15 protein-coding genes are annotated in these 21,277 nt (G+C 62.1%); 7 read left to right on the top strand and 8 right to left on the bottom strand.

Translation table 11 applies throughout. The features are described from left to right. Positions 1 to 16: 16 nt before the first annotated feature. The 4 genes from hemA to IP85_RS11745 form a co-directional block, all read right to left on the bottom strand. Positions 17 to 1,231, bottom strand: a complete 1,215-nt coding sequence (gene hemA / locus IP85_RS11760) for a 5-aminolevulinate synthase (protein ID WP_054149873.1) — start codon at positions 1,229 to 1,231, stop codon at positions 17 to 19. A gap of 221 nt (positions 1,232 to 1,452) precedes the next feature. After that, the gene (locus IP85_RS11755; RefSeq protein WP_054149872.1) at positions 1,453 to 2,253 is read right to left on the bottom strand and encodes a xanthine dehydrogenase family protein subunit M; all 801 of its coding nucleotides are present in this window, start codon (positions 2,251 to 2,253) and stop codon (positions 1,453 to 1,455) included. Between the two features lie 14 nt (positions 2,254 to 2,267). Beyond that, positions 2,268 to 4,634 (bottom strand): xanthine dehydrogenase family protein molybdopterin-binding subunit, encoded by a 2,367-nt coding sequence (locus IP85_RS11750; protein WP_054149871.1) that lies wholly within the window; start codon positions 4,632 to 4,634, stop codon positions 2,268 to 2,270. Between the two features lie 118 nt (positions 4,635 to 4,752). After that, positions 4,753 to 5,241, bottom strand: a complete 489-nt coding sequence (locus IP85_RS11745; RefSeq protein WP_054149870.1) for a (2Fe-2S)-binding protein — start codon at positions 5,239 to 5,241, stop codon at positions 4,753 to 4,755. Between the two features lie 318 nt (positions 5,242 to 5,559). Between IP85_RS11745 and IP85_RS11740 the strand changes: the two genes are divergently transcribed. The 3 genes from IP85_RS11740 to IP85_RS11730 all read left to right on the top strand — a co-directional run bounded on the left by IP85_RS11740 (position 5,560) and on the right by IP85_RS11730 (position 12,092). Further along, positions 5,560 to 5,823, top strand: a complete 264-nt coding sequence (locus tag IP85_RS11740; protein ID WP_054149957.1) for a YMGG-like glycine zipper-containing protein — start codon at positions 5,560 to 5,562, stop codon at positions 5,821 to 5,823. 147 nt (positions 5,824 to 5,970) lie between these two features. Then, complete coding sequence (locus IP85_RS11735; protein ID WP_197278010.1) at positions 5,971 to 7,905, top strand: autotransporter assembly complex family protein; 1,935 nt, start codon at positions 5,971 to 5,973, stop codon at positions 7,903 to 7,905. A 26-nt stretch (positions 7,906 to 7,931) separates the two neighbouring features. Beyond that, positions 7,932 to 12,092: a translocation/assembly module TamB domain-containing protein gene (locus IP85_RS11730; RefSeq protein ID WP_054149869.1), complete on the top strand. Its 4,161-nt coding sequence runs from the start codon at positions 7,932 to 7,934 to the stop codon at positions 12,090 to 12,092. Positions 12,093 to 12,113: 21 nt separating this feature from the next. Here the strand turns inward: IP85_RS11730 and IP85_RS11725 are convergent, their stop codons facing one another. Further along, the gene (locus IP85_RS11725; protein ID WP_054149868.1) at positions 12,114 to 12,539 is read right to left on the bottom strand and encodes an Lrp/AsnC family transcriptional regulator; all 426 of its coding nucleotides are present in this window, start codon (positions 12,537 to 12,539) and stop codon (positions 12,114 to 12,116) included. Between the two features lie 122 nt (positions 12,540 to 12,661). Here IP85_RS11725 and rocF point away from each other — a divergent pair, with 122 nt between their 5' ends. From rocF to IP85_RS11705, 4 genes are all read left to right on the top strand, one after another. Further along, positions 12,662 to 13,597: an arginase gene (gene rocF, locus IP85_RS11720; protein WP_054149867.1), complete on the top strand. Its 936-nt coding sequence runs from the start codon at positions 12,662 to 12,664 to the stop codon at positions 13,595 to 13,597. Between the two features lie 235 nt (positions 13,598 to 13,832). Beyond that, on the top strand, positions 13,833 to 15,617 hold the full coding sequence (locus IP85_RS11715; RefSeq protein WP_054149866.1) for a PAS domain-containing methyl-accepting chemotaxis protein: 1,785 nt from the start codon (positions 13,833 to 13,835) through the stop codon (positions 15,615 to 15,617). Continuing rightward, the gene (locus tag IP85_RS11710; protein ID WP_006724495.1) at positions 15,617 to 16,093 is read left to right on the top strand and encodes a chemotaxis protein CheW; all 477 of its coding nucleotides are present in this window, start codon (positions 15,617 to 15,619) and stop codon (positions 16,091 to 16,093) included. The genes IP85_RS11715 and IP85_RS11710 overlap by 1 nt, the downstream gene beginning before the upstream one ends. Before the next feature lie 128 nt (positions 16,094 to 16,221). Next, on the top strand, positions 16,222 to 17,067 hold the full coding sequence (locus IP85_RS11705; RefSeq protein ID WP_054149865.1) for an asparaginase domain-containing protein: 846 nt from the start codon (positions 16,222 to 16,224) through the stop codon (positions 17,065 to 17,067). Positions 17,068 to 17,085: 18 nt separating this feature from the next. On the opposite strand, the gene IP85_RS11700 is transcribed toward IP85_RS11705, so the two are convergent. Genes IP85_RS11700 through fdhF form a run of 3 tightly spaced genes read right to left on the bottom strand, consistent with a single transcriptional unit; the run spans position 17,086 to position 21,132 of the window. Further along, entirely contained in the window at positions 17,086 to 17,430 is a 345-nt protein-coding gene (locus IP85_RS11700) for a formate dehydrogenase subunit delta (RefSeq protein WP_054149864.1), read from the bottom strand. Then, complete coding sequence (gene fdhD, locus IP85_RS11695; protein ID WP_054149863.1) at positions 17,423 to 18,253, bottom strand: formate dehydrogenase accessory sulfurtransferase FdhD; 831 nt, start codon at positions 18,251 to 18,253, stop codon at positions 17,423 to 17,425. The genes IP85_RS11700 and fdhD overlap by 8 nt, the downstream gene beginning before the upstream one ends. Continuing rightward, the gene (gene fdhF, locus IP85_RS11690; RefSeq protein ID WP_054149862.1) at positions 18,250 to 21,132 is read right to left on the bottom strand and encodes a formate dehydrogenase subunit alpha; all 2,883 of its coding nucleotides are present in this window, start codon (positions 21,130 to 21,132) and stop codon (positions 18,250 to 18,252) included. Before fdhF ends, fdhD begins: the two co-directional genes overlap by 4 nt. Positions 21,133 to 21,277: the final 145 nt, after the last annotated feature.

Raw genomic sequence — 21,277 nt, 5'->3', positions numbered from 1 at the left:
GATCTGCTAGGGTCGATCAAGCCACCGCACGCGCCAGGGCGCAGCGCGACCAGAGCTGGTGGAGCGAACCGACCAGATGTTCGAGATCGGCGTCCGAATGCAGAGGCGTCGGGGTGATGCGCAGCCGCTCGGTCTTTTTCGGGACCGTTGGATAGTTGATCGGCTGCACATAGATGGAACAGTTATCGAGCAGCAGATCGGAGATCCACTTGCACTTGGCGGCATCGCCGACCATGACCGGCACGATATGGCTCGGGTTCGGCATATGCGGAATGCCAGCCTTGTCGAGCATGGCACGCAGGCGACGCACGCGCTCCTGATGGGCGAAGCGCTCTACCTGGCTGGTCTTCAGATGGCGGATCGAGGCGACAGCGCCGGCAGCGAGCGCCGGCGGAAGCGCCGTCGTGAAGATGAAGCCCGAAGCAAACGAGCGGACAAAATCGCAAAGCGCGGTCGAGGCAGCGATATAGCCACCCATGACGCCGAAGGCCTTGCCAAGCGTGCCTTCGATGATCGTCAGGCGATCCATCAGGCCCTCGCGTTCAGCAATACCGCCGCCATGGGCGCCGTACATGCCGACCGCATGGACTTCGTCGAGATAGGTCATCGCGCCGTATTTATCGGCGAGATCACAGATTTCCTTGATCGGCGCGATATCGCCATCCATCGAGTAGACGGATTCAAACGCGATCATCTTCGGCGCCTTGGGATCGGCGGCAGCAAGCTTCGCTTCCAGATCCTTGACGTCGTTGTGCTTCCAGATGACGCGTTCAGCCTTGGAGTGGCGAATGCCTTCGATCATCGAGGCATGGTTGAGGGCGTCGGAGAAGATGATGAGACCCGGGATCTTGGCGCCGAGCGTCCCGAGCGCTGCCCAATTCGAGACGTAACCCGAAGTGAAGATCAGCGCCGATTCCTTGCCGTGCAGATCAGCGAGTTCGCGCTCAAGCAGGACATGGTAATGATTGGTGCCGGAAATGTTGCGGGTGCCGCCGGCACCGGCACCACAGTCGTCGATCGCCTGCTTCATGGCATCGATGACAAGCTGGTTCTGGCCCATGCCGAGATAGTCGTTGGAACACCAGACGGTGACTTCCTGGGTGCCGTTTTCGGTGTAGCGGGTCGCGCGCGGGAAGTTGCCGCGCTGGCGTTCCAAATCAGCGAAGACGCGGTATCGGCCTTCCTCGTGAAGCCCCGCGAGCTGATCCTTGAAAAACGCCTCGAAATCCATGCCTGTCACTCCAGTCTTTCAGCCTCTTTTGGGTCCGTCCGCGGTTCCGGTCAACCCTGCTTGTGTATATTCATTCTAAACTGCGACAAAAGGCGCGAATTTCAGAACTTTCTCACGTAAATCCTAATGGATTGCAGCTGGCGAAACTTGATCTGCGTCAAGCCGCAGAGAAAAAGGACGACCGAGGCCGTCCTTTTCAGTTTTTGATGAGACGCCAGGCATCAAGATGCCTGGACGGCGCGCTTGGCCATGACCCGGATGAGGTTTGCCCGGTATTCGGCCGTGCAATGCAGGTCCGACATCAGCTCCGACGAATCGATATCGACACCTGCGACAGCCTCCGGTGACCAGTTGGCCGAGAGTGCGGTTTCAAGTCCGGCATGGCGGAAGACGCCTGACGATCCGGCACCGGTCACGGCGACACGAACGCCCCCTGCACCTTTCGACACGAAGACACCGGTCATCGCATAGCGCGAGGCCGGATTGGCGAACTTCGCATAGCCTGCCTTTTCCGGAGCGTCGAAACGGATCGCCGTGATGATCTCGTCTTCGGCAAGCGCTGTTTCGAACAGGCCGACGAAGAAGTCGTCAGCCGCGATCTCGCGCGTGTTGGTGACGACAGTCGCCCCGAGGCCGAGCACGGCCGACGGATAGTCGGCAGCCGGATCGTCATTGGCGACAGAGCCGCCGATCGTGCCCATGTGGCGCACATGCGGATCGCCGATCATCGAGGCGAGATGGCAAATCGCCGGGCACACCGCGCGGATGGCCGCCGAAGAGGCGACCTCGGCATGAGTGGCGGCAGCGCCGATCGTGACGCGGCGACCGTCCACCTTGATGCCCTTGAGGGCATCGATGTGCCTGAGATCGACAAGATCCGACGGCTGCGCGAGACGCTGCTTGAGCGCCGCGATCAGTGTCTGTCCGCCGGCGATAAACTTGCCGTCTTCGGCACCGGAAAGAAGTTTTCCGGCATCCTCGATCGACGAGGCGCGGTGATAGCTGGTGGAATAGAGCTGCATGATTCTCTCCTTCCTTATTCGGCAGCCTGGCGGGTCGCATTGGCCTGGAGCGCACTCCAGACGGCAAGCGGCGTCGCCGGCATGTTGAGGTCGTTATTGCCGATCGCGTCGGTGATCGCGTTGATCAGTGCCGGCGGAGACCCGATGGCGCCTGCCTCGCCGCAGCCCTTGATGCCGAGCGGATTGCCCGGGCAAGGCGTGTTCTGGTGCGAAACATTGAACGACGGCAGGTCGTCGGCGCGCGGCATGGCATAATCCATGTAGCTCGCGGTCAGAAGCTGCCCGGTCTGCGGATCGTAATGCACGCTTTCCAGCAGCGCCTGGCCAATGCCCTGCGCGATACCGCCATGCACCTGTCCCTCGACGATCATCGGATTGATGATATTGCCGAAGTCGTCGGCTGCGACGAACTGCACGATCTCGGTCTTGCCGGTTTCCGGATCGACCTCGACTTCCGCGATGTAGCAGCCGGCGGGGAAGGTGAAGTTTGAGGGATCGTAGAAGGCGCCCTCCTTCAGTCCGGGCTCCATGCCCGACGGCAGGTTGTGGGCGGTATAGGCTGCAAGCGCCACTTGGAACCACGGCACAGACTTGTCGGTCCCGGCGACCTTCAGTTCGCCATTGTCGATGACGATATCGCTCTCGTCAGCTTCCATCAGATGCGCCGCGATCTTCTTGGCTTTCGCCTCGACCTTGTCGAGCGCCTTGACGATGGCCGACATGCCGACGGCACCGGAACGGGAACCATAGGTGCCCATGCCCATCTGCACCTTGTCGGTGTCACCATGCACGATCGAGACATTGTCGATCGGCAGGCCGAAGCGTTCGGAGACAAGCTGGGCGAAGGTGGTCTCGTGACCCTGGCCGTGGCTATGCGAGCCGGTGAGCACTTCGACCGTGCCGACCGCATTGACGCGGACTTCGGCGGATTCCCAGAGACCCACGCCTGCCCCGAGCGAGCCGACCGCCGCCGACGGCGCAATGCCGCAGGCCTCGATGTAGCAGCTCATGCCGATGCCGCGCAGCTTGCCACGCCCTGCGGCTTCGGCCTTGCGAGCGGGGAAACCGTTCCAATCGGCTGCAGACATCGCCGCCTCCAGCGAGGCGTCGTAGTCACCGGCGTCGTAGCACATGATCACAGGCGTCTGGTATGGGAAGGTGCGCACGAAGTTCTTGCGGCGCAGTTCTGCCGGCGAGATGCCGAGTTCGCGGGCTGCCGTTTCGACGGTACGTTCGAGGAGATAAGTCGCCTCTGGGCGACCGGCACCACGATAGGCATCGACCGGCACAGTATTGGTATAGACGGTGCGGACATTGGCGTGGATCGCCGGGATCGCATACTGGCCAGACAGCAGCGTCGCGTAGAGATAGGTAGGCACCGAGGACGAGAAGAGCGACATATAGGCGCCGAGATTGGCGATCGTGTCGACCTTCAACCCGATGATATTGTTGTCCTTGTCAAATGCCATCTTGACCTTGGACACATGATCGCGACCGTGGGCGTCCGTGAGGAAGGCCTCGGTGCGATCCGAAGTCCACTTGACCGGGACCCCCGTCTTCTTGGAGGCCCAGAGACAGACCACCTCTTCCGGATAGATATAGATCTTCGAGCCGAAGCCGCCGCCGACGTCAGGTGCGATCACACGCAGCTTGTGCTCGGGCGCCACATTGTAGAAGGCGCTCATCACGAGACGCGCGACATGCGGGTTCTGCGAGGTCGTGTAGCAGGTGAAGTGATCTTCCGCCGTGTCGTAGATGCCGAGCGTCGCGCGCGGCTCCATCGGGTTCGGCGAGAGACGGTTATTGAAGATGTCGATTTCCGTGACATGCGCGGCACTGGCGATCGCGGCATCGGCCGCAGCGCTGTCACCGATCTCCCAGTCGAAGATCAGGTTGCCAGGGGCTTCCGGATGCAGCTGCGGCGCGCCGGACTTCAGAGCGTCGACCGCACCGGTGACGACGGGCAGTTCTTCATACTCGACCGAAACGGCCTCCGAGGCATCACGTGCCTCGCCGATGCTGTCGGCAACAACGATGGCGACCGCGTCACCGACGTAGCGAACGGTTTCATGTGCCAGTGGACGCCAGGCGCCCATCTTCATCGGCGTGCCGTCCTTCGAATGGATCATCCAGCCACAGATCAGGTTGCCGATACCGTCGGCGAGCAGCTGCTTGCCGTCGAGCACGTCGATGACACCGGGCATGGCCTTGGCGGCGGCGACATCGATCGACTTGATCTTGGCATGTGCATAAGGCGAACGGACGAAATAGGCATATTTCATGCCTGGGACGACCATGTCGTCCGTATACCGGCCCTTGCCGGTCAGGAAACGTTTGTCTTCCTTGCGCGCCACACGCGCGCCGATTCCTTCAACACCCATTGTCTTCTCCTCCAGAAGTGAGCGAATAGCGAATGGCGAATAGAGTACGGAGTGCGTTCAGTTAGCGTCGCGGCGCGACGCTCTCTTCGCTACTCACTGTTCCCTAATCGCTTGGACGTCACTCGGCGGCCTGACGGCCGGCGGTCATCGCTTCGTTGGCCGAGAGCACGGCCTTGACGATGTTGTGGTAGCCCGTGCAGCGACAGATATTGCCTTCAAGCTCATGGCGGACGGTGGCCTCGTCGAGCGCGCCATTGTGACGACAGATCATGTCCAGCGCCGTCATCACCATGCCCGGCGTACAGAAGCCGCATTGCAGACCATGATGCTCCTTGAAGGCAGCCTGCACCGGATGCAGCTCGCCACCGGAAGAAAGGCCCTCGATCGTGGTGATCGAGGATCCCGACGCCTGAACGGCCAGGATCGAACAGCTCTTGATCGACTTGCCGTCCATGTGAACGACGCAGGTGCCGCATTGCGTGGTATCGCAGCCCACATGCGTTCCCGTCAGACCAAGTTTTTCGCGAATGAAATGCACGAGCAGGGTGCGATCCTCGCACTCTCCGCTCACTGTCCGGCCATTCACCGTCAGTGTCACTTTAGCCATGTTGTTCCTCCTCGTGTCTCTCCCGGACACGGGGAGCATGGTGTGAGTTTTATGTGACATGTGCAACTGTCCAGAAGGTCGCAAACGAAAAATTCTGTGACGCATTGCAGCATTAAACCGGCTGTAAATCCTGGGTTCATCTTCGGTGTCTCATGTAATGGAACCACCCGCGAGGGTGTGAGCCACGACCATGGACTTTCCAAGAGTCGGGGCTATGCTGATGAAAGCCTGAAGCCGCGTGGGGAGTGCTCGAGCGGCGGGGCAAAGTGTCAAAACAAGACCGGATCGACCGGACGCGTGGAACTTGGAGAGATGAAGATGAAGAAAGCTCTTGTGCTGATGCTGGTCGGCCTTTCGGTCGCAGGCTGCAGCCAGACGGAACGAGGTGCCGGCATCGGCGCTGCCTCTGGCGCCATCATCGGTGGCATTGCCACGGGCAACGTCCGGGGTGCCGCTGTAGGTGCGGCCATCGGCGGCGTTGCAGGTGCCGTGATCGGTCGCGTCTCGGAACAGCCGGGCCAGTGCTACTACCGCGACCGCTACGGCAACCGTTACATCGACGCCTGCCCGCGCAGCTACTGACGCATTTGCCGCAAACGAGACAGGGCGGGAAGCAACACTTCCCGCCTTTTTTCATGAGTGCTTAAAAAGGGGGTATGCTATGAGGCGCATTTCCGCCTAAGTTGTCCGCCGGGTGGGGAGTGCCTGACGGATCGCGATGAAAGCGACATGCCGAGACCGAGTGGATGGACATTGCCGAAATTTAGTCATGCGTTCCGGCTCGGGCTGTTACTGACCGTCGCGAGCCCCCTGTCCGTCGGCATAACCTCGCAAGCCTACGCTTTCGAGCTATTTGGAATACGTCTATTCGGCAGCGACGAAGCCGACCGCGACATCATCGATCCCGTCGATTTCAGCATTGCCCTTGACACCGGGGACGCCGATCGCGCCCTGAAGAAATCTCTGGAACGTACATCGTTGCTGATTGCTGACGAAGATCAGCCGGTATCCGGCGATCTTGGCCTGGTCATCAAGGCGCGTGACGATCGTGATCGCCTTATTGCGACACTCTATGAAAACGCGCTCTATGGCGGCATTGTCACCGTGACGATCGACGGTCGCGACATCGACAGTCTGCCGCCGAACCCGGTCTTCGACCGCTCACGCCCCGTCCCGGTCGCCATCTCCGTGCAGCCCGGTCCGACATTTGAACTCGGCGATATCAGCCTCGAGGGAGATGCGGCGCGTCTCGACCCGGAAGAATTCAATCTTGCCCCGGGCGGCAATGCGGGCTCGCTGGTGATCCTGCGCGCAGCGGAACAGATGGCCGAGCGCCTCAAGGACGAAGGCAGACCTCTAACGAACGTGACCCGCCGTCAAGTCGTCGCCGACCACGAGACGAATACTGTCGATGTGACCATCGCCGTTGAAGCAGGCCCCGTCGCGCCGCTCGGCGCCGTCACCGTCAAGGGCGCTCGGGCAGTCGATTCGGACTTCATCGCCTACTACTCGCGGCTGAGGCCGGGCCAGACCTATTCGCCCGAGCAGCTGCGAAAGGCAGGCGAGAGACTGCGCACACTCGGCGTCTTCTCCTCGGTCACCGTCAACGAAGCGGACGGGCTGGACCCGAGCGGATCCCTGCCGATCGGCATCACCGTCTCCGAAGGCAAACACCGCTACTTCGGCATCGGCGCGAGTTACTCTTCGCTCGATGGCGGCGGCATCGAAGGCTATTGGGGCCATCGCAATCTGTTCGGCCAGGCGGAATCGCTCAGGATCGAAGGCGCGGTGCGTGGACTTGGAGAATTGAAGGACGTCAGCGACGTCACCTCGCTCGACTACACGGCCGGCATCACCTTCATCAAGCCGGGCGCCTTCGTCCCCTCGGGAACGCTCGAGGCGAGCATCAAGGGCAGCACGCTCGAAACCGATTACTATGATGCCGCAACGGTGACGGGCAAGGTATCCTATGCCTATGAACTGACCGACACCGACATCGTCAATGCCGGTATATCCCTGGCTTATGACAGCATCGACGACGCCTTCGGCGATGGTAATGAATACCTGACCTTCGGCGTACCGCTCGGCTACATCAGGGACACGCGGGACAACCGGCTGAACGCCACCGAGGGCCATTACGGCACCATCTCGCTGACACCGAGCTACGATTTCTTCGGCCAGACCTTCTTCACTTCGCTCGAGGGCTCGATTTCGACCTATCTCGGCTTCGGCGAGGAGGAACGCTTCGTACTTGCCGGTCGCCTGAACGCGGGCACGCTTGTTGGCGGTGGCGATCTCTCCGCAATCCCCGCGACCCGACGCTTCTTCGCCGGCGGTGGTGGCTCGGTGCGCGGTTATTCCTTCCAGGAGATCACGCCGCGGACGGCGTCTGACGAGGGCACTGGCGGCCGATCCTATGTGACGGCCAATCTCGAAGCCCGTATCGGTGTGACCGACACGATTGGCATCGTGCCCTTTCTCGACATCGGCACGGTCACCGACACCACAGTGCCCGATTTCTCGGATATCAAGATGGGCGCAGGGGTCGGCCTGCGCTACACGACGCCCTTCGGGCCTTTGCGGCTCGATGTAGCGGTTCCCCTGGACCCGAATGATGGCGGCAGCCGTTATGCAATCTATGCCGGCATCGGCCAGAGCTTCTGACCGGGCAAGACAGGACGATAGTGAACATGATCTGGTTGAAGCGCATCCTGACCTGGACGATTCGCCTGCTGGGCGGCCTGTTGGCCGCGCTGATCGCGCTCTTTGTGGTGGTCATTCTCGTCGGCGGCTTGTCGCGCACGGGAAGCCAGTTTCTCGCCGACCAGATTGCCAAGCTCATCTCGACCGACAATCAGCAGATCACTTTGACCGGCACCGGACCACTGCTCAGCAGCCAGTTTTCCGTCGATCAGATTACGGTGGCGGACAGTCAGGGCATCTATGCGACCATAGATGATCTTTCGCTCGACTGGACACCGCGCGATCTCATCCGCAAGCGTTTCACGGCCGAACGCATCACGGCACGACAGGTGACTGTCGAGCGCGCACCGCTTCCGTCCGCAGAGACGCCACAAACGGAAGAGCCTTTCTCGTTGCCGGTCGAGATAGATGTCGCCTCGATCGACCTCCCCTCGATTGAAATCGGGGCGGCCCTCGCAGAGCGCGATCTTGACCTTTCGGCACTGGGGTCACTGACGATCGTCGGCGAAACCATCGCAAGCCGACTGACCGCAACACGGCTGGACGATCCCGGCAATAGTGCCGTGGTCGACCTGCTCTATGCACCGAACGACAACCAGTTGCGCATCAACCTGGACTATCAGGAGCCGGCGGCAGGTCTTCTCGGCGAAAGGCTGCAGCTGCCCGGTCTCCCGGCGCTGGCGATCAAGGTGGACGGCGACGGACCGCTCGATGACTGGGCAGGCGAAGTCATGGCGTCGCTCGACGGCGAACGCACGATTACAGTCGACGTCAGCCACAAACTCGCCGAGGACGGAACGCGAGTGCTGACCGCAAATGGCGGCGGCCTTTTTGCCGGGCTCGTTCCACCCGAACTGCGAGACGTCCTGGCCGGGGAAACGGCGATCGATGTCGCGGCCCGACTGGGTGCAGACGGATCGGTTGCCATCGAACGGGGCCGGTTTGCCACCGCTACGGCCGAAGTCGAGGCCGCCGGTCTTTACGATCCGAACGGTCAAAACGATCTCAGGCTGGCGGCCCGTGCAACCGGTGAGCCGGTCGGCATCACCTCGCAGTCATCAGATTTCACCGGCGGCGTGAGGCTGCGGAGCCTCGATCTTGCCGTGACCGGACAGGCACCGGCCGCAAGCCTTTCGTTGCGCGCCGATCTGGCAGAAATGACCGTTCCCCAGGGCAGCTTCTCGGATCTGACGCTGTCGGCCGACAGTGACAGCTTCGACCTTGCAAACCGTGCGGGACCGGTCAACCTCCAGGCATCGGTCAAGGAAACAGACATCCGCGACGAGTCCGTTCGCCCTTATGTCAGGGGCCCGCTGACGCTGACAGCGCCGCTCACCGTGAGCTCGGAGACGATCGCCTTCGAGCAACTGGTTTTCGACAGCAACGGTCTCGATCTGCAAGGCTCCGGCGAATACACGCTGGCGAGCAACGGATTTTCCGGGCGTCTTGCCGTTCGGGCCGAACCCGACCTGCTGCCTCCCGCACTTTCAAGCCGGCTCAACGGTCCTGTCGATCTGTCCGCCCGGGTCGATTTCGTCGCCCCGAGTGCGGTGGCGCTGCGGGAGATCGTGCTGACGAGTGACATTGCCCAGGCCGAAGGCTCCCTCTCCCTCGATCAGGACGGCATGATCGCCACCGACCTGACCGGCCAGCTGCGGGACATCGGACTTTTCGTCGAACGACTTGAAGCACCTGCCTCCTTCAACCTGTCGGCGTCCGGCCCACTCGATGCGATCGAGGCATCCGTCACCCTTGTGGTCGAGGAGGGTCAAGCCGCCGGTTATCGTATTGACGATCTGACGCTCCAGCTCGACGGCGTGGCAAACCGCGAGGCGCCCTCCGCCAACCTCATGGCAAGCGGCCAGATCGATGGGAAACCGGTCGATGCGAAGGCGCAGGTCGTCAGCGCCGATGGCGTGACGCGGGTCGACGCACTCGATCTGGCCATCGGTCCGAACCGGCTGACCGGCGCGCTCGATCTCGGCCCGGACATGCTGCCAAGCGGCGACATTGCATTCGACTTTCCGGATCTGAGCCTGCTTGCCGCACTTGCCGGCCAGACCGTCGCGGGCGATCTCAAGGGAGAGGTGACGCTCGCATCTCGCGAGGGCAGGCTCGCGGCTGACGTTCAGGCTTCCGGCGCGGCAATCCGGCAAGGTGCGCTGACGATTGCGGAGCCGACCATCGATCTTCGGCTGTCCGACGTGATGGCCCTTGCGGTCGAGGGCACGGTGCGCGCCGCGAGTATTGCATCCGGCGCCAACCGCCTGGATACGGTGACACTAGCCTTCACGCGATCGGGCACCGACACGGATTTCGACATCACCGGACGTTATGACAATGCCCCTGTGCTCCTCCGGGGCGCGCTGAACCAGGGAGATGCAGGCCTCGCTGTCGCGATCGAAGAACTGAACGCTGCACCGCGTGGCATTGCGCTCGCGTTGGCATCCCCCACCTCGGTTCGCGTCGCGGACGGGCAGGTCTCGATCGCCGAGACCGTCATTTCCGCAGGTTCGGGCCGGATTGCACTGTCTGGAACCGTGGGTGAAAGGCTGGATCTCGCAGCCGACATCACCGCCCTTCCCGCCTCGCTCGCAGCAGCGCTTGCACCCGACATCGCGCCGGAAGGCACGATTTCCGGCACGATCACGGTGCGTGGCACGGCAGCGGCGCCCGTTGCGGATTATCGCCTCGACTGGCAGAACGCGGCAATCGCCCAGACGCGGGGCGCTGGGGTGCCTCCGCTCAGCATCACGGCAAACGGCCGGTTCGAAAACCAGAACCTGACCCTGGACAGCCGCATCAATGGCGCTGGCATCGGCCTCACGGCGGGCGGCGCGGTCTCGTTGCAGAGCGGTCCTGGCCTCGATATCCAGGTCCAGGGTGATGTCCCCCTGTCCGCGGCCAACGGCCAGCTGGCCGCCCAGGGTTTCGTCGCCGAGGGCAATGCCAGCGTCAACCTGACGATCGGGGGAACCGGCGCACAGCTGAACATCACTGGCACCGTGTCCACCAGCGGCGCCCGTATCGTCGACGTGAGACGCAACCTCGCGATTGAACAGATTGCAACGACCGTGAACCTCACCGGGACGCGCGCCGAAATCGGGAGCCTCACCGGAAACCTCGCGACCGGCGGACGGATATCGGCAAGCGGTTTCATCGACATCGCAAATCCGGGGCTGCCGGCAGACCTGACGATCAACCTGGACCAGGCCGTCTATGTCGATGGCAATACGGTGACCAGCACGGCGGATGGCCGGCTCACGCTCACGGGGCAATTGCTGAACGGCCCGACACTCGCCGGCGCGATCAACCTTTCACGCACGTCGATCACCCTCTCCGAGAGCCGCCCTGCCAGCCTCGAGGCGTTGGATATCGAACACCGCCATGCACCGCCGGCAATCTTGCGGCAGCAACCTGATCAGACGCCGGCGGAGGGCCGCTCTGCAAGCGCCCCCATCGCACTCGACCTCACCATTTCCTCGCCGTCCCAGACCTTCATCCGGGGTCGCGGTATCGACGCGGAACTCGGCGGAACAATCAACCTGACCGGCAGCGCTGCCGCCCCGGTCGTCTCGGGCGCGTTCGAACTCAGGCGCGGTCGCATGCAGATCCTGACCAAGCGGCTGGACATCACCCGCGCCACCATCACCTTTGGCGGCGATCTCGTGCCATTGCTCGATCTGGAAGCAACAACCACATCCGGCAACGCCACGATCGTCATCCTGCTGACTGGGCTGGCCAGCAATCCGCAAGTGACCTTCAGCTCCACCCCTGCCCTGCCCCAGGACGAAATTCTGGCCCAGCTGATCTTCGGCCAGTCCCTGTCGCGCCTGTCGCCGCTGCAGATCGCCCAGCTTGCCGATGCGGCTGCGCAACTGGCCGGCGGACAGGGCACCTCGCTCTTCCAGTCGCTGCGCAACACACTCGGCATCGATGATCTCGACATCTCTACTGATGAGACCGGGGGAACCAGCATCAGTGCCGGCAAGTACCTGAACGACCGGACCTATATCGAGCTGGAACAGGGCGGCACCGGCGGCGCCAAGGCGACGATCAACCTGGATATCGGCCGGGGATTGAAGCTGAAGGGTGAAGCCGGCGGATCGGGAGCCGGCGGCGGCATCTTCTATGAAAAGGAATACTGAGCCGGTCGCCGGTCGAAACCGTCAGGCGACCTTGCTGGTCTTCAGGAGAATATTGGTTTCGGTGAAATTGATACCCTCGATCAGCCGGATCCGTCTGAGCGTTTCGTCGAAACTCGCGAGATCCCGCTCCTCCAGCTCGGCAATGAAGTCCCACTTGCCGTTCGTGCTGTGCAGGGAACGCACCTGTGGCATGCCGCGCAACTGATGGGCCACCCGGTCGTGAAACTTCCCGACCACTTCAATCATGATGATCGCCCTGACACCGCTGGGCTGGATCTCGCTGCCGGTCAGGATGGTGAAGGCCGCGATCGTTCCGTTCGCCACCAGCCGGTCGATACGGGCCGAAATCGTCGCGCGCGAAGCCCCGCTCATAGCCGCTAGCGAAGCGACGGGCAGGCGGGCGTTCTGGCGTAATGCGCCGAGGATCGTGCGATCGAGGTCGTCCATTTTACAAACTGTCACATGATGGTTGCGATCTGCGCAAACTATAGCGCTTTGTGACGAAGTTCCACCTTTTTGAGAACGTCGCTTTGCCCGATCATGCGGGTCAATAAAGAGAAGGACGAGACATGGCCATGCAACAGAAGACTGTCGCCCTCATCGGGGTACCGCTCGAGGAAGGATCGGGCCGCGGCGGGTGTGCCATGGGGCCTGCAGCCTATCGCATTGCCGGGATCGGTCCGGCCATGCGTGACCTCGGCTATACGGTCGAGGATCGCGGCGATCTTCGGCCGGAGCCGGCATCGGATCTAGCGGACATGCCGCGTGCCAAGAACCTGCCTGTCGTCGGAGCCTTCACCCGCGCAATCGAGACTGCCACCTACGAGGCGGCAGCCGGCGGTGCCGTCCCGATCCTGCTCGGCGGTGACCACAGCCTCTCCATGGGCAGCGTTTCCGGCATGGCGCGTTATGCAAGTGTGGTGGGTCGACCGCTCTACGTGCTCTGGCTGGATGCCCATTCGGACTTCAATGCGCCCGAAACCTCCCCGTCGGGTAATATCCACGGCATGCCCGTCGCGTTCTTCTGCGGCAAGGCTGAATTTGCCCCGATCCTTCCGAGCGAGCGGCCATTCGTCGATCCACGGCATGTCTACCAGGTCGGCATCCGTTCGGTCGACGAGGAGGAACGCCGGCTGATCTCGGAGAATGCCGTCAATGTCTATGACATGCGCGCCATTGATGAAGAGGGGATGGGCAGCATCGTCAAACGCATCCTGGCCGATGTCCGCGAGGCCAACGCGCTGCTGCATGTCAGCCTCGATGTCGACTTCCTCGATCCCGACGTTGCACCCGGCGTTGGCACCACGGTTCCGGGCGGCGCGACCTTCCGCGAGGCGCATCTGATCATGGAGCTCTTGCACGACAGCGGGCTTGTCTCATCCCTCGACCTCGTCGAACTCAACCCGTTTCTCGATGACCGAGGCCGCAGCGCCCGCGTCATGGTGGAACTGGCTGCGAGCCTCTTCGGCCGCCGCATTCTGGACCGTCCGACCCGTGGCGGATGACTCCCACCAGCCACGCATTCAACATTATAGCATTATAATATGCGCATTTTTCGATTCAAGATTGCCTTTTGTCAATTCAGAGCCCCCAAATTCTTAGGGTAAATGACCGAATTTCGCTCACTGACACCTCAGAAAATCGTTGAACATTGACGATTGCTTAAACCCACAAGGCTAATATTCACATGGTAGCACTGGTCAGCGGTGCATGCAGGGATCCTTGTGAGGGGGAATACAGATGGGATTGATAGCGTTGCCTGGGGCGGAGTCAAAGGCGATCCTTGAGTCATTGGGGAGGTCACAGGCAGTCATCGAATTCAAGCTCGACGGTACGATCATCACAGCGAACGAAAATTTCTGTCGGGCGCTCGGCTATAGCCTTGAAGAGATCAAGGGCAAGCACCACCGCATCTTCTGTGATCCTGCCTACACCGCCACCGCTGACTACCAAGAATTCTGGGCGATGCTCAATTCCGGGAAATTCGAGAGCCGCGAATACAAGCGTCTTAAGAAAGACGGCAGCGAGATCTGGATCCAGGCCTCCTACAATCCCGTTTTCAAGAACGGAAAGCTGTGGAAGATCGTCAAATTCGCGAGCGACATCACGGCGGCAAAGCAGAAGAGTGCGGAAGACTCCGGCAAGCTCGAAGCGATCTCCCGTGTCCAGGCAACGATCGAATTCACGCCCACGGGCGAGATACTGACGGCCAACGAAAACTTCCTCTCGACCCTCGGCTACACGCTCGGCGAGATCACCGGTAAGCATCATTCCATGTTTTGCGAGGCGGATTACGCGCGCACCGACGTCTATCGCGAGTTCTGGAAAAAACTCGCGTCTGGACAATTCGTCTCTGAGGAGTTCAAGCGCATCGGCAAGGGCGGCAAGATCGTCTGGATCCAGGCATCCTACAATCCGATCCTCGATGCCAGCGGCCGCGTCTTCAAGGTGGTGAAATACGCAACCGACATTACCGGCCGCGTCAACGCCGTCGACGAAATCGCCAAGGGTTTGACGGCGCTCGCCAATGGTGACCTGACGGCGACCATCGATAAGCCCTTCATCCCGTCGCTGGAGCAGATCCGCACCGACTTCAATGCCGCTATGACACGCATCGCAGCCGCGATGCAGGGTGTCAGCTACAATACGGATGCTATTGCCTCCGGCTCATCGCAGATCCGCGAAGCATCGGACAATCTCGCCAAGCGCACCGAACAGCAGGCAGCGGCCGTCGAGGAAACGGCTGCCGCGCTCGAACAGATCACCCAGACGGTCGCCGATAGCTCGAAGCGAGCAAACGAAGCCGGGCAGCTTGTGGCGCGCACCAAGGAAGGGGCTGAAAAGTCCGGCTTGGTGGTGAAGAACGCGATCCAGGCCATGGGCCAGATTGAGAACTCCTCGAAGGAGATCTCCAACATCATCGGCGTAATCGACGACATCGCCTTCCAGACGAACCTCCTGGCTCTGAATGCGGGTGTCGAGGCTGCGCGCGCAGGTGAAGCCGGCAAGGGCTTTGCCGTGGTTGCCCAGGAAGTACGTGAACTGGCGCAGCGTTCGGCAACGGCCGCCAAGGAGATCAAGGCGCTCATCAACACCTCCTCGGATCAGGTGAAGACAGGTGTCCAGCTGGTGGGCGAGACGGGCAAGGCGCTCGAGCAGATCGTCATTGAGGTCAAGGACATCAACACCAACGTCGTAGCGATCGTCGAAGCCTCGCGCGAACAGTCGACCGGCCTGTCGGAGATCAACAAGGCGGTCAACGCCATGGACCAGAACACCCAGCAGAATGCCGCCATGGTCGAAGAATCGACTGCCGCGAGCCATAGCCTCGCAAAACAGGCGGCATCCCTGCGCGAACTGGTGTCACAGTTTAGAATTGGGCAACACTCTTCGCATAAAGTCATGGAAGCGCGTCCCGATGCTTCACCTGTGGCATCACCGGCACGCAAACTCATGGCGAGTGTCGCTCGCGCCGCAGGTGGCGCAGCCGCTGCCAAGGTACAGGAAGGTTGGGAAGATTTCTAATGGCAACTATCAGCTCCACCAGCTTCGGCAGTGAGACCCTCGAGATCATCGCCTTCCGGCTTCATGATCAGGAATTCTGCGTCAAGACCACGACCATTCGCGAAATCCGCGGCTGGGCCCCGTCGACGCCGATCCCGCATGCGCCGGCCGATGTCATCGGTGTCATGAACCTGCGCGGCTCGGTCATCCCGATCATCGACCTCGCCTACAAGCTGGGCATGAAGAGCACGGTTGCCAATGAGCGTTCGGCGATCGTCGTGGCCGAAGTCCACAACATGGTCATCGGCATGCTGGTCGACCGCGTTTCGGACATCCTGACCATCCCGTCGAGCCAGGTTCAGCCGGTTCCGGAAGTTTCCGCTTCCTTCGACAAGACCTTCTCTGAAGGCATCATTGCCAACGAGAACGGCATGATCTGCTTCCTGAACCTCGCCAAGATGTTCAAGGGTAGCGACCTGGAAGATCTGGCCGCCTGATCACGGCGACAGTTGACTGATTTTGAAGGGGCAGCGCTGTCAGGCGCTGCCTTTTCGCGTTCCAGGACCCGGTTGATCTCCACTTCGCACTGCCCTACCAGACGGCAACGAATCTGGGAGGCGAGACAATGAAACTGCTGCTGATCCACACGGGTGGAACGATCGGGATGGCCGAGACGCCGGAAGGGCTGGCACCCCTCAAGGGGCTCGTGGAAGAAGCGATTGCGGCACGCCTGCCCGCCGGCGCGGTTTTGACCGCTGACGTCTTCGATCCCTTGCTCGACAGCGCCGATGTGGGTCCTGCCCACTGGAACAGAATGCTGGAAACGATCTGCCGCCATCCGGATGCAGCCGTGATCATCACCCACGGCACCGACACCATGGCCTTTTCCGGTGCAGCGCTGAGCCAGGCTCTGGCGGAGGAGAACCGCCGCGTGATCCTCTGCGGCTCCATGCTGCCACTCGGGCATCAGGGCGATGCCGAGAGCAATCTCGATCTCGCGATCTCGGCTACGGCAAGCAAAGAGCCCGGCGTTTTCCTTGCCTTCGCCGGCAAACTTCTCGCGGCTGACGGCCTGGTGAAACATGACAGCCACGAAGCGGATGCGTTTCGCGCGCAGCCGCAGGCGACACCCGACGTGCCGCAGCGTCGGACTTTTGAGGACCGAAAGCTCGCGATCCTGACGCTCTCCCCAGGAATTCCGGCAGAAGCTGTGAAGGCGATGCTAGAAAGACTGGACGGTGCGGTGCTGCGTATTTTCGGCGCCGGCACAGCGATGAACGATACCGTCCTGCTGTCGGTGCTCGCCGAAGCAGTGAAGAGTGGAAAGCGGCTGCGGGCGGTGAGCCAGTGCGAGGCAGGCGGCCTGTCACCCGGCGCCTATGCGGCCGGTACCGGCCTCTGGAGCACGGGTATCGAAAACGGCGGCACCGAGACGCCGGAAACAGCACTCATCCATCTCTGGCTAAACTGACGGCACTTCCGTCTGGGCTCAGGGCGTCGTCTCCGGGATGCTCGGCTCCGACAGCGACTCGCCTGCGGCTACCCCTTTGCCGAAGGGTGCACCAACAGCAGCCTCCTGACCAAGACCGACGGCGGTGGCATCAGACGCGCCGGGGCGCTTGATGCTGCTGGCGGCCTCGACCACCAGCGGCAGAAAACCGGCATCGGGGACCGCCACCAACTCATGGAAGCGGCGGCGCATGCGGACCTCCCAGAACTTGTTGATATGCGTAGCCACCCCCTCCGCACGCACCTCTTCCGGCTGCGACAGGAAAAAGGTGGCGATCTGGTTCGCCATGCGGATCAGCTTGGCGTCGGTGCCGGTTTCAGACATGCAGCGGTACTCCCTCGGCCACCCGGTCGGGCCGGGTGAAAATCTCGAAATCCTCGTCGCGCGCAATGCCGATCAAGGTGATCCCGGCCTGCGCGGCCGTGCGAATGGCAAGCGCTGTCGGCGCGGAAATGGCAATCAGCACGGGCGCACCGAGCGCTGCCGTCTTCTGCACCATCTCGACGGACAGACGGCTCGTTACCACGACCGCACCCTGGGCAGGATCCCAGCCGCCGATGACAACGGCACCGACGAGCTTGTCCAGCGCATTGTGGCGACCGACATCTTCACGGATCGCGACAAGCCCTTGCTTCAGGCTGTAGAAGCCGGCAGCGTGGACGGCGCGCGTCTGGCGGTTCAGATCCTGCCGCGCCGTCAGCTGCGCCATGGCCTGGGCAACGTCACGGGCGGACAGACTGAAACCCTCGGCAGCAACCGGCTTGACGGCACGGCTTGCCTGTTCGATCGACTCGATGCCGCAGAGCCCGCAACCGACGGGCCCGGCCATGCGCCTGCGCCGGTCGATCAGCGCTTGCGCCGTCATCTCCCTCAGCGTCACCTGCACGTCGATCCCCTCGCCCGCCTCGATGGCGTCGATGGCGACCACATCCTCGGCACCCGCGATGATGCCCTCGGCAAGCGAGAAGCCGACGGCAAAGTCTTCGAGATCATCGGGCGTCGCCATCATCACCGCATGGGTGGAGCCCGCGTAGGAGAATGCGATCGGCACCTCCTCGGGCACCAGCCGGCTGCTGGCCGAGACGCGCCCGTGGCTCGCCTTCAGCCCGCCGACGAGGCGCGCCGTGGAGCCGATCAGATCACTCATTCCGCCGCTTCCAGCTTGCCGACGATCCGCCGCGACTGGCGCGACAGTTCTTCATATTCTTCCTGCCATTCGGTCGGGCCGTTCGACGGCGAAACCTGCACGGCGGTCACCTTGTATTCCGGGCAATTGGTCGCCCAGTCGGAGAAGTCGGTCGTGATGACATTGGCCTGCGTATTGGGGTGATGGAAGGTCGTGTAGACCACGCCCGGGGCCACGCGATCGGTGATCAGTGCGCGCAACGTGGTGTCGCCGGAACGGCTGGCAAGCTTGATCCAGTCACCATCCTTGATGCCGCGCTGTTCGGCATCATGCGGATGGATCTCCAGCCGGTCTTCCTCATGCCAGACACTGTTTTCCGTGCGCCGCGTCTGTGCGCCGACATTGTATTGCGAGAGAACGCGACCGGTGGTCAAAAGCAGCGGGAAGCGCGGGCCGGTGCGCTCGTCCGTTGGCACATATTCCGTGCGGATGAACTTGCCCTTGCCGCGCACGAAGCCGTCGACATGCATGATCGGCGATCCCACAGGGAATTTCTCGTTGCAGGGCCACTGCACCGAACCCATCTTTTCGAGATAGTCGTAGGAGACACCGGCAAAGCTCGGCGTGGTTGCGGCGATCTCGTCCATGATCTGAGACGGATGGCTATAGTTCCACGAAAGCCCCATGGCCTGGGCGAGCTTCTGTGTCACTTCCCAATCCGCATAGCCATTCTTCGGGCTCATCACTTTGCGCACGCGGTTGATGCGGCGCTCTGCATTGGTGAAGGTCCCGTCCTTTTCGAGGAAGGTCGAGCCCGGCAGGAAGACATGGGCGTAGTTCGCCGTTTCGTTGAGGAAGAGGTCGTGCACGACGACGCATTCCATGGCGGCAAGTCCTGCCGAGACGTGCTTCGTGTCGGGGTCGGACTGCAGGATGTCCTCGCCCTGGATATAGATGCCCTTGAACGAGCCATCGACGGCGGCATCCAGCATGTTGGGGATGCGCAGGCCCGGCTCGTTGCTGAGCTCGACGCCCCAGAGCTTTTCGAAGGTCTCGCGCGTCGCATCGTCGGACACGTGGCGATAGCCGGGCAGTTCATGCGGGAAGGAGCCCATGTCGCAGGAGCCCTGGACATTGTTCTGGCCGCGCAGCGGGTTCACGCCGACGCCGGGACGACCGATATTGCCGGTGACCATCGCAAGGTTGGCAATCGCCATGACGGTCGTCGAGCCCTGGCTGTGTTCGGTGACACCAAGGCCATAATAGATCGCGCCATTGCCGCCGGTGGCAAACAGGCGGGCGGCACTCCGCAGCTCTGCCGCGGGTACTCCGGTGAACTTTTCCGTTTCCTCCGGCGAATGTGCTGGGTCGGAGACGAAACCGGCCCAGTCCTCGAACTCCGACCAGTCGCAGCGCTCGCGGATGAAGCGCTCGTCGAACAGGCCTTCGGTGACGATGACATGAGCAAGTGCCGTCAAGACGGCGACATTGGTGCCGGGCTTCAGAGGCAGATGGTGGGCCGCCTCGACATGCGGGGTGCGAACCAGATCGATGCGGCGCGGGTCGATGACGATCAGCTTCGCCCCCTGGCGGAGACGCTTCTTCAGCCGCGAACCGAAGACGGGGTGACCATCGGTCGGATTGGCGCCGATGACGACCACGACGTCGGAATGCTCGACCGAATCGAAGTTCTGCGTGCCGGCAGACGTGCCAAAAGCCTGGCCGAGACCGTAACCGGTCGGCGAGTGGCAGACGCGGGCGCAGGTATCGACATTATTGTTGCCGAAGCCGGCGCGGATCAGCTTCTGGACCAGATAGGTCTCTTCATTGGTGCAGCGCGACGAGGTGATGCCGCCGATGGCTTCACGGCCATACTGGTACTGGATGCGCTTGAACTCGGAGGCGACATGGGCATAGGCCTCTTCCCAGGTCACTTCCCGCCAGGGATCGGAGATCTTCTCGCGGATCATCGGTTTGAGGATGCGGTCCTTGTGGCTGGCATAGCCATAGGCGAAGCGGCCCTTGACGCAGGAATGGCCGCGATTGGCCTGGCCATCCTTCCAGGGCACCATGCGCACGAGCTCTTCGCCGCGCATTTCGGCCTTGAAGGAACACCCGACGCCGCAATAGGCGCAGGTGGTGACGGCCGAATGCTCCGGCTGGCCGATGGCGATGACGGACTTTTCCGTCAGCGTCGCAGTCGGACAGGCCTGAACGCAGGCGCCACAGGAGACGCATTCCGACGAGAGAAACGCTTCGTGCGCGCCGGGTGACACACGGCTGTCGAAACCGCGGCCCTCGATGGTCAGCGCAAACGTACCCTGCACCTCTTCGCAGGCCCGCACGCAACGCGAACACACGATGCATTTCGACGGATCATAGGTGAAATAGGGATTGCTCTCATCCTTCGGCATCCACTGGGCATTGATGCCACCCTCGGCAGACCGCGCCTTCACATGATTTTCGCCCTCATAGCCGTAGCGCACATCGCGCAGACCCACGGCACCGGCCATGTCCTGCAGCTCGCAGTCGCCGTTGGCAGCACAGGTGAGACAATCCAGCGGGTGGTCGGAGATATAGAGCTCCATGACGCCCTTGCGGATGGCTTTCAGCCGCTCCGTCTGGGTGTGGACGACGATGCCGGGAGCGACCGGCGTGGTGCAGGAGGCGGGCGTGCCGTTGCGGCCCTCCACTTCGATCAGACAGAGACGGCAGGAACCGAAGGCATCGACCATGTCGGTGGCGCAGAGTTTCGGCACCTGAATGCCGGCCTCCATCGAGGCGCGCATGATCGAGGTGCCCTCGGGAACCGTGATCGCGCGACCGTCGATGGTCAGCGTCACCAGTTTCTCCGAGCGCGAAGCGGGCGTGCCGTAGTCGATTTCAGGAACGAGGGGCATGGATGGCCTCCTGGAGAGCGTGCATGACGTGATGACACTGACGGGCAGAGCGCCGGCGGGACCTCTTCTCCCCAGCGGGGAGAAGGTGGCGCGTAGCGCCGGATGAGGGGGTTAGCGTCAGCGCAAGCGGGCCCCCCCCCCCCCC

The organism is Rhizobium sp. AAP116, from assembly GCF_001295785.1.
Classification (GTDB): Bacteria; Pseudomonadota; Alphaproteobacteria; order Rhizobiales; family Rhizobiaceae; genus Allorhizobium.
This window is presented reverse-complemented; position numbering and strand designations above follow the sequence as displayed.

Excerpts from the sequence above, each read along its gene's own strand:
- hemA (WP_054149873.1), bottom strand. The coding sequence starts at position 1,231 with ATGGATTTCGAGGCGTTTTTCAAGGATCAGCTCGCGGGGCTTCACGAG.
- IP85_RS11700 (WP_054149864.1), bottom strand. The coding sequence starts at position 17,430 with ATGTCTGAAACCGGCACCGACGCCAAGCTGATCCGCATGGCGAACCAG.
- IP85_RS11715 (WP_054149866.1), top strand. The coding sequence starts at position 13,833 with ATGGGATTGATAGCGTTGCCTGGGGCGGAGTCAAAGGCGATCCTTGAG.
- IP85_RS11735 (WP_197278010.1), top strand. The coding sequence starts at position 5,971 with ATGCCGAGACCGAGTGGATGGACATTGCCGAAATTTAGTCATGCGTTC.
- rocF (WP_054149867.1), top strand. The coding sequence starts at position 12,662 with ATGGCCATGCAACAGAAGACTGTCGCCCTCATCGGGGTACCGCTCGAG.
- fdhF (WP_054149862.1), bottom strand. The coding sequence starts at position 21,132 with ATGCCCCTCGTTCCTGAAATCGACTACGGCACGCCCGCTTCGCGCTCG.
- IP85_RS11740 (WP_054149957.1), top strand. The coding sequence starts at position 5,560 with ATGAAGAAAGCTCTTGTGCTGATGCTGGTCGGCCTTTCGGTCGCAGGC.
- IP85_RS11745 (WP_054149870.1), bottom strand. The coding sequence starts at position 5,241 with ATGGCTAAAGTGACACTGACGGTGAATGGCCGGACAGTGAGCGGAGAG.
- IP85_RS11755 (WP_054149872.1), bottom strand. The coding sequence starts at position 2,253 with ATGCAGCTCTATTCCACCAGCTATCACCGCGCCTCGTCGATCGAGGAT.
- IP85_RS11750 (WP_054149871.1), bottom strand. The coding sequence starts at position 4,634 with ATGGGTGTTGAAGGAATCGGCGCGCGTGTGGCGCGCAAGGAAGACAAA.
- IP85_RS11705 (WP_054149865.1), top strand. The coding sequence starts at position 16,222 with ATGAAACTGCTGCTGATCCACACGGGTGGAACGATCGGGATGGCCGAG.
- IP85_RS11730 (WP_054149869.1), top strand. The coding sequence starts at position 7,932 with ATGATCTGGTTGAAGCGCATCCTGACCTGGACGATTCGCCTGCTGGGC.
- fdhD (WP_054149863.1), bottom strand. The coding sequence starts at position 18,253 with ATGAGTGATCTGATCGGCTCCACGGCGCGCCTCGTCGGCGGGCTGAAG.
- IP85_RS11725 (WP_054149868.1), bottom strand. The coding sequence starts at position 12,539 with ATGGACGACCTCGATCGCACGATCCTCGGCGCATTACGCCAGAACGCC.
- IP85_RS11710 (WP_006724495.1), top strand. The coding sequence starts at position 15,617 with ATGGCAACTATCAGCTCCACCAGCTTCGGCAGTGAGACCCTCGAGATC.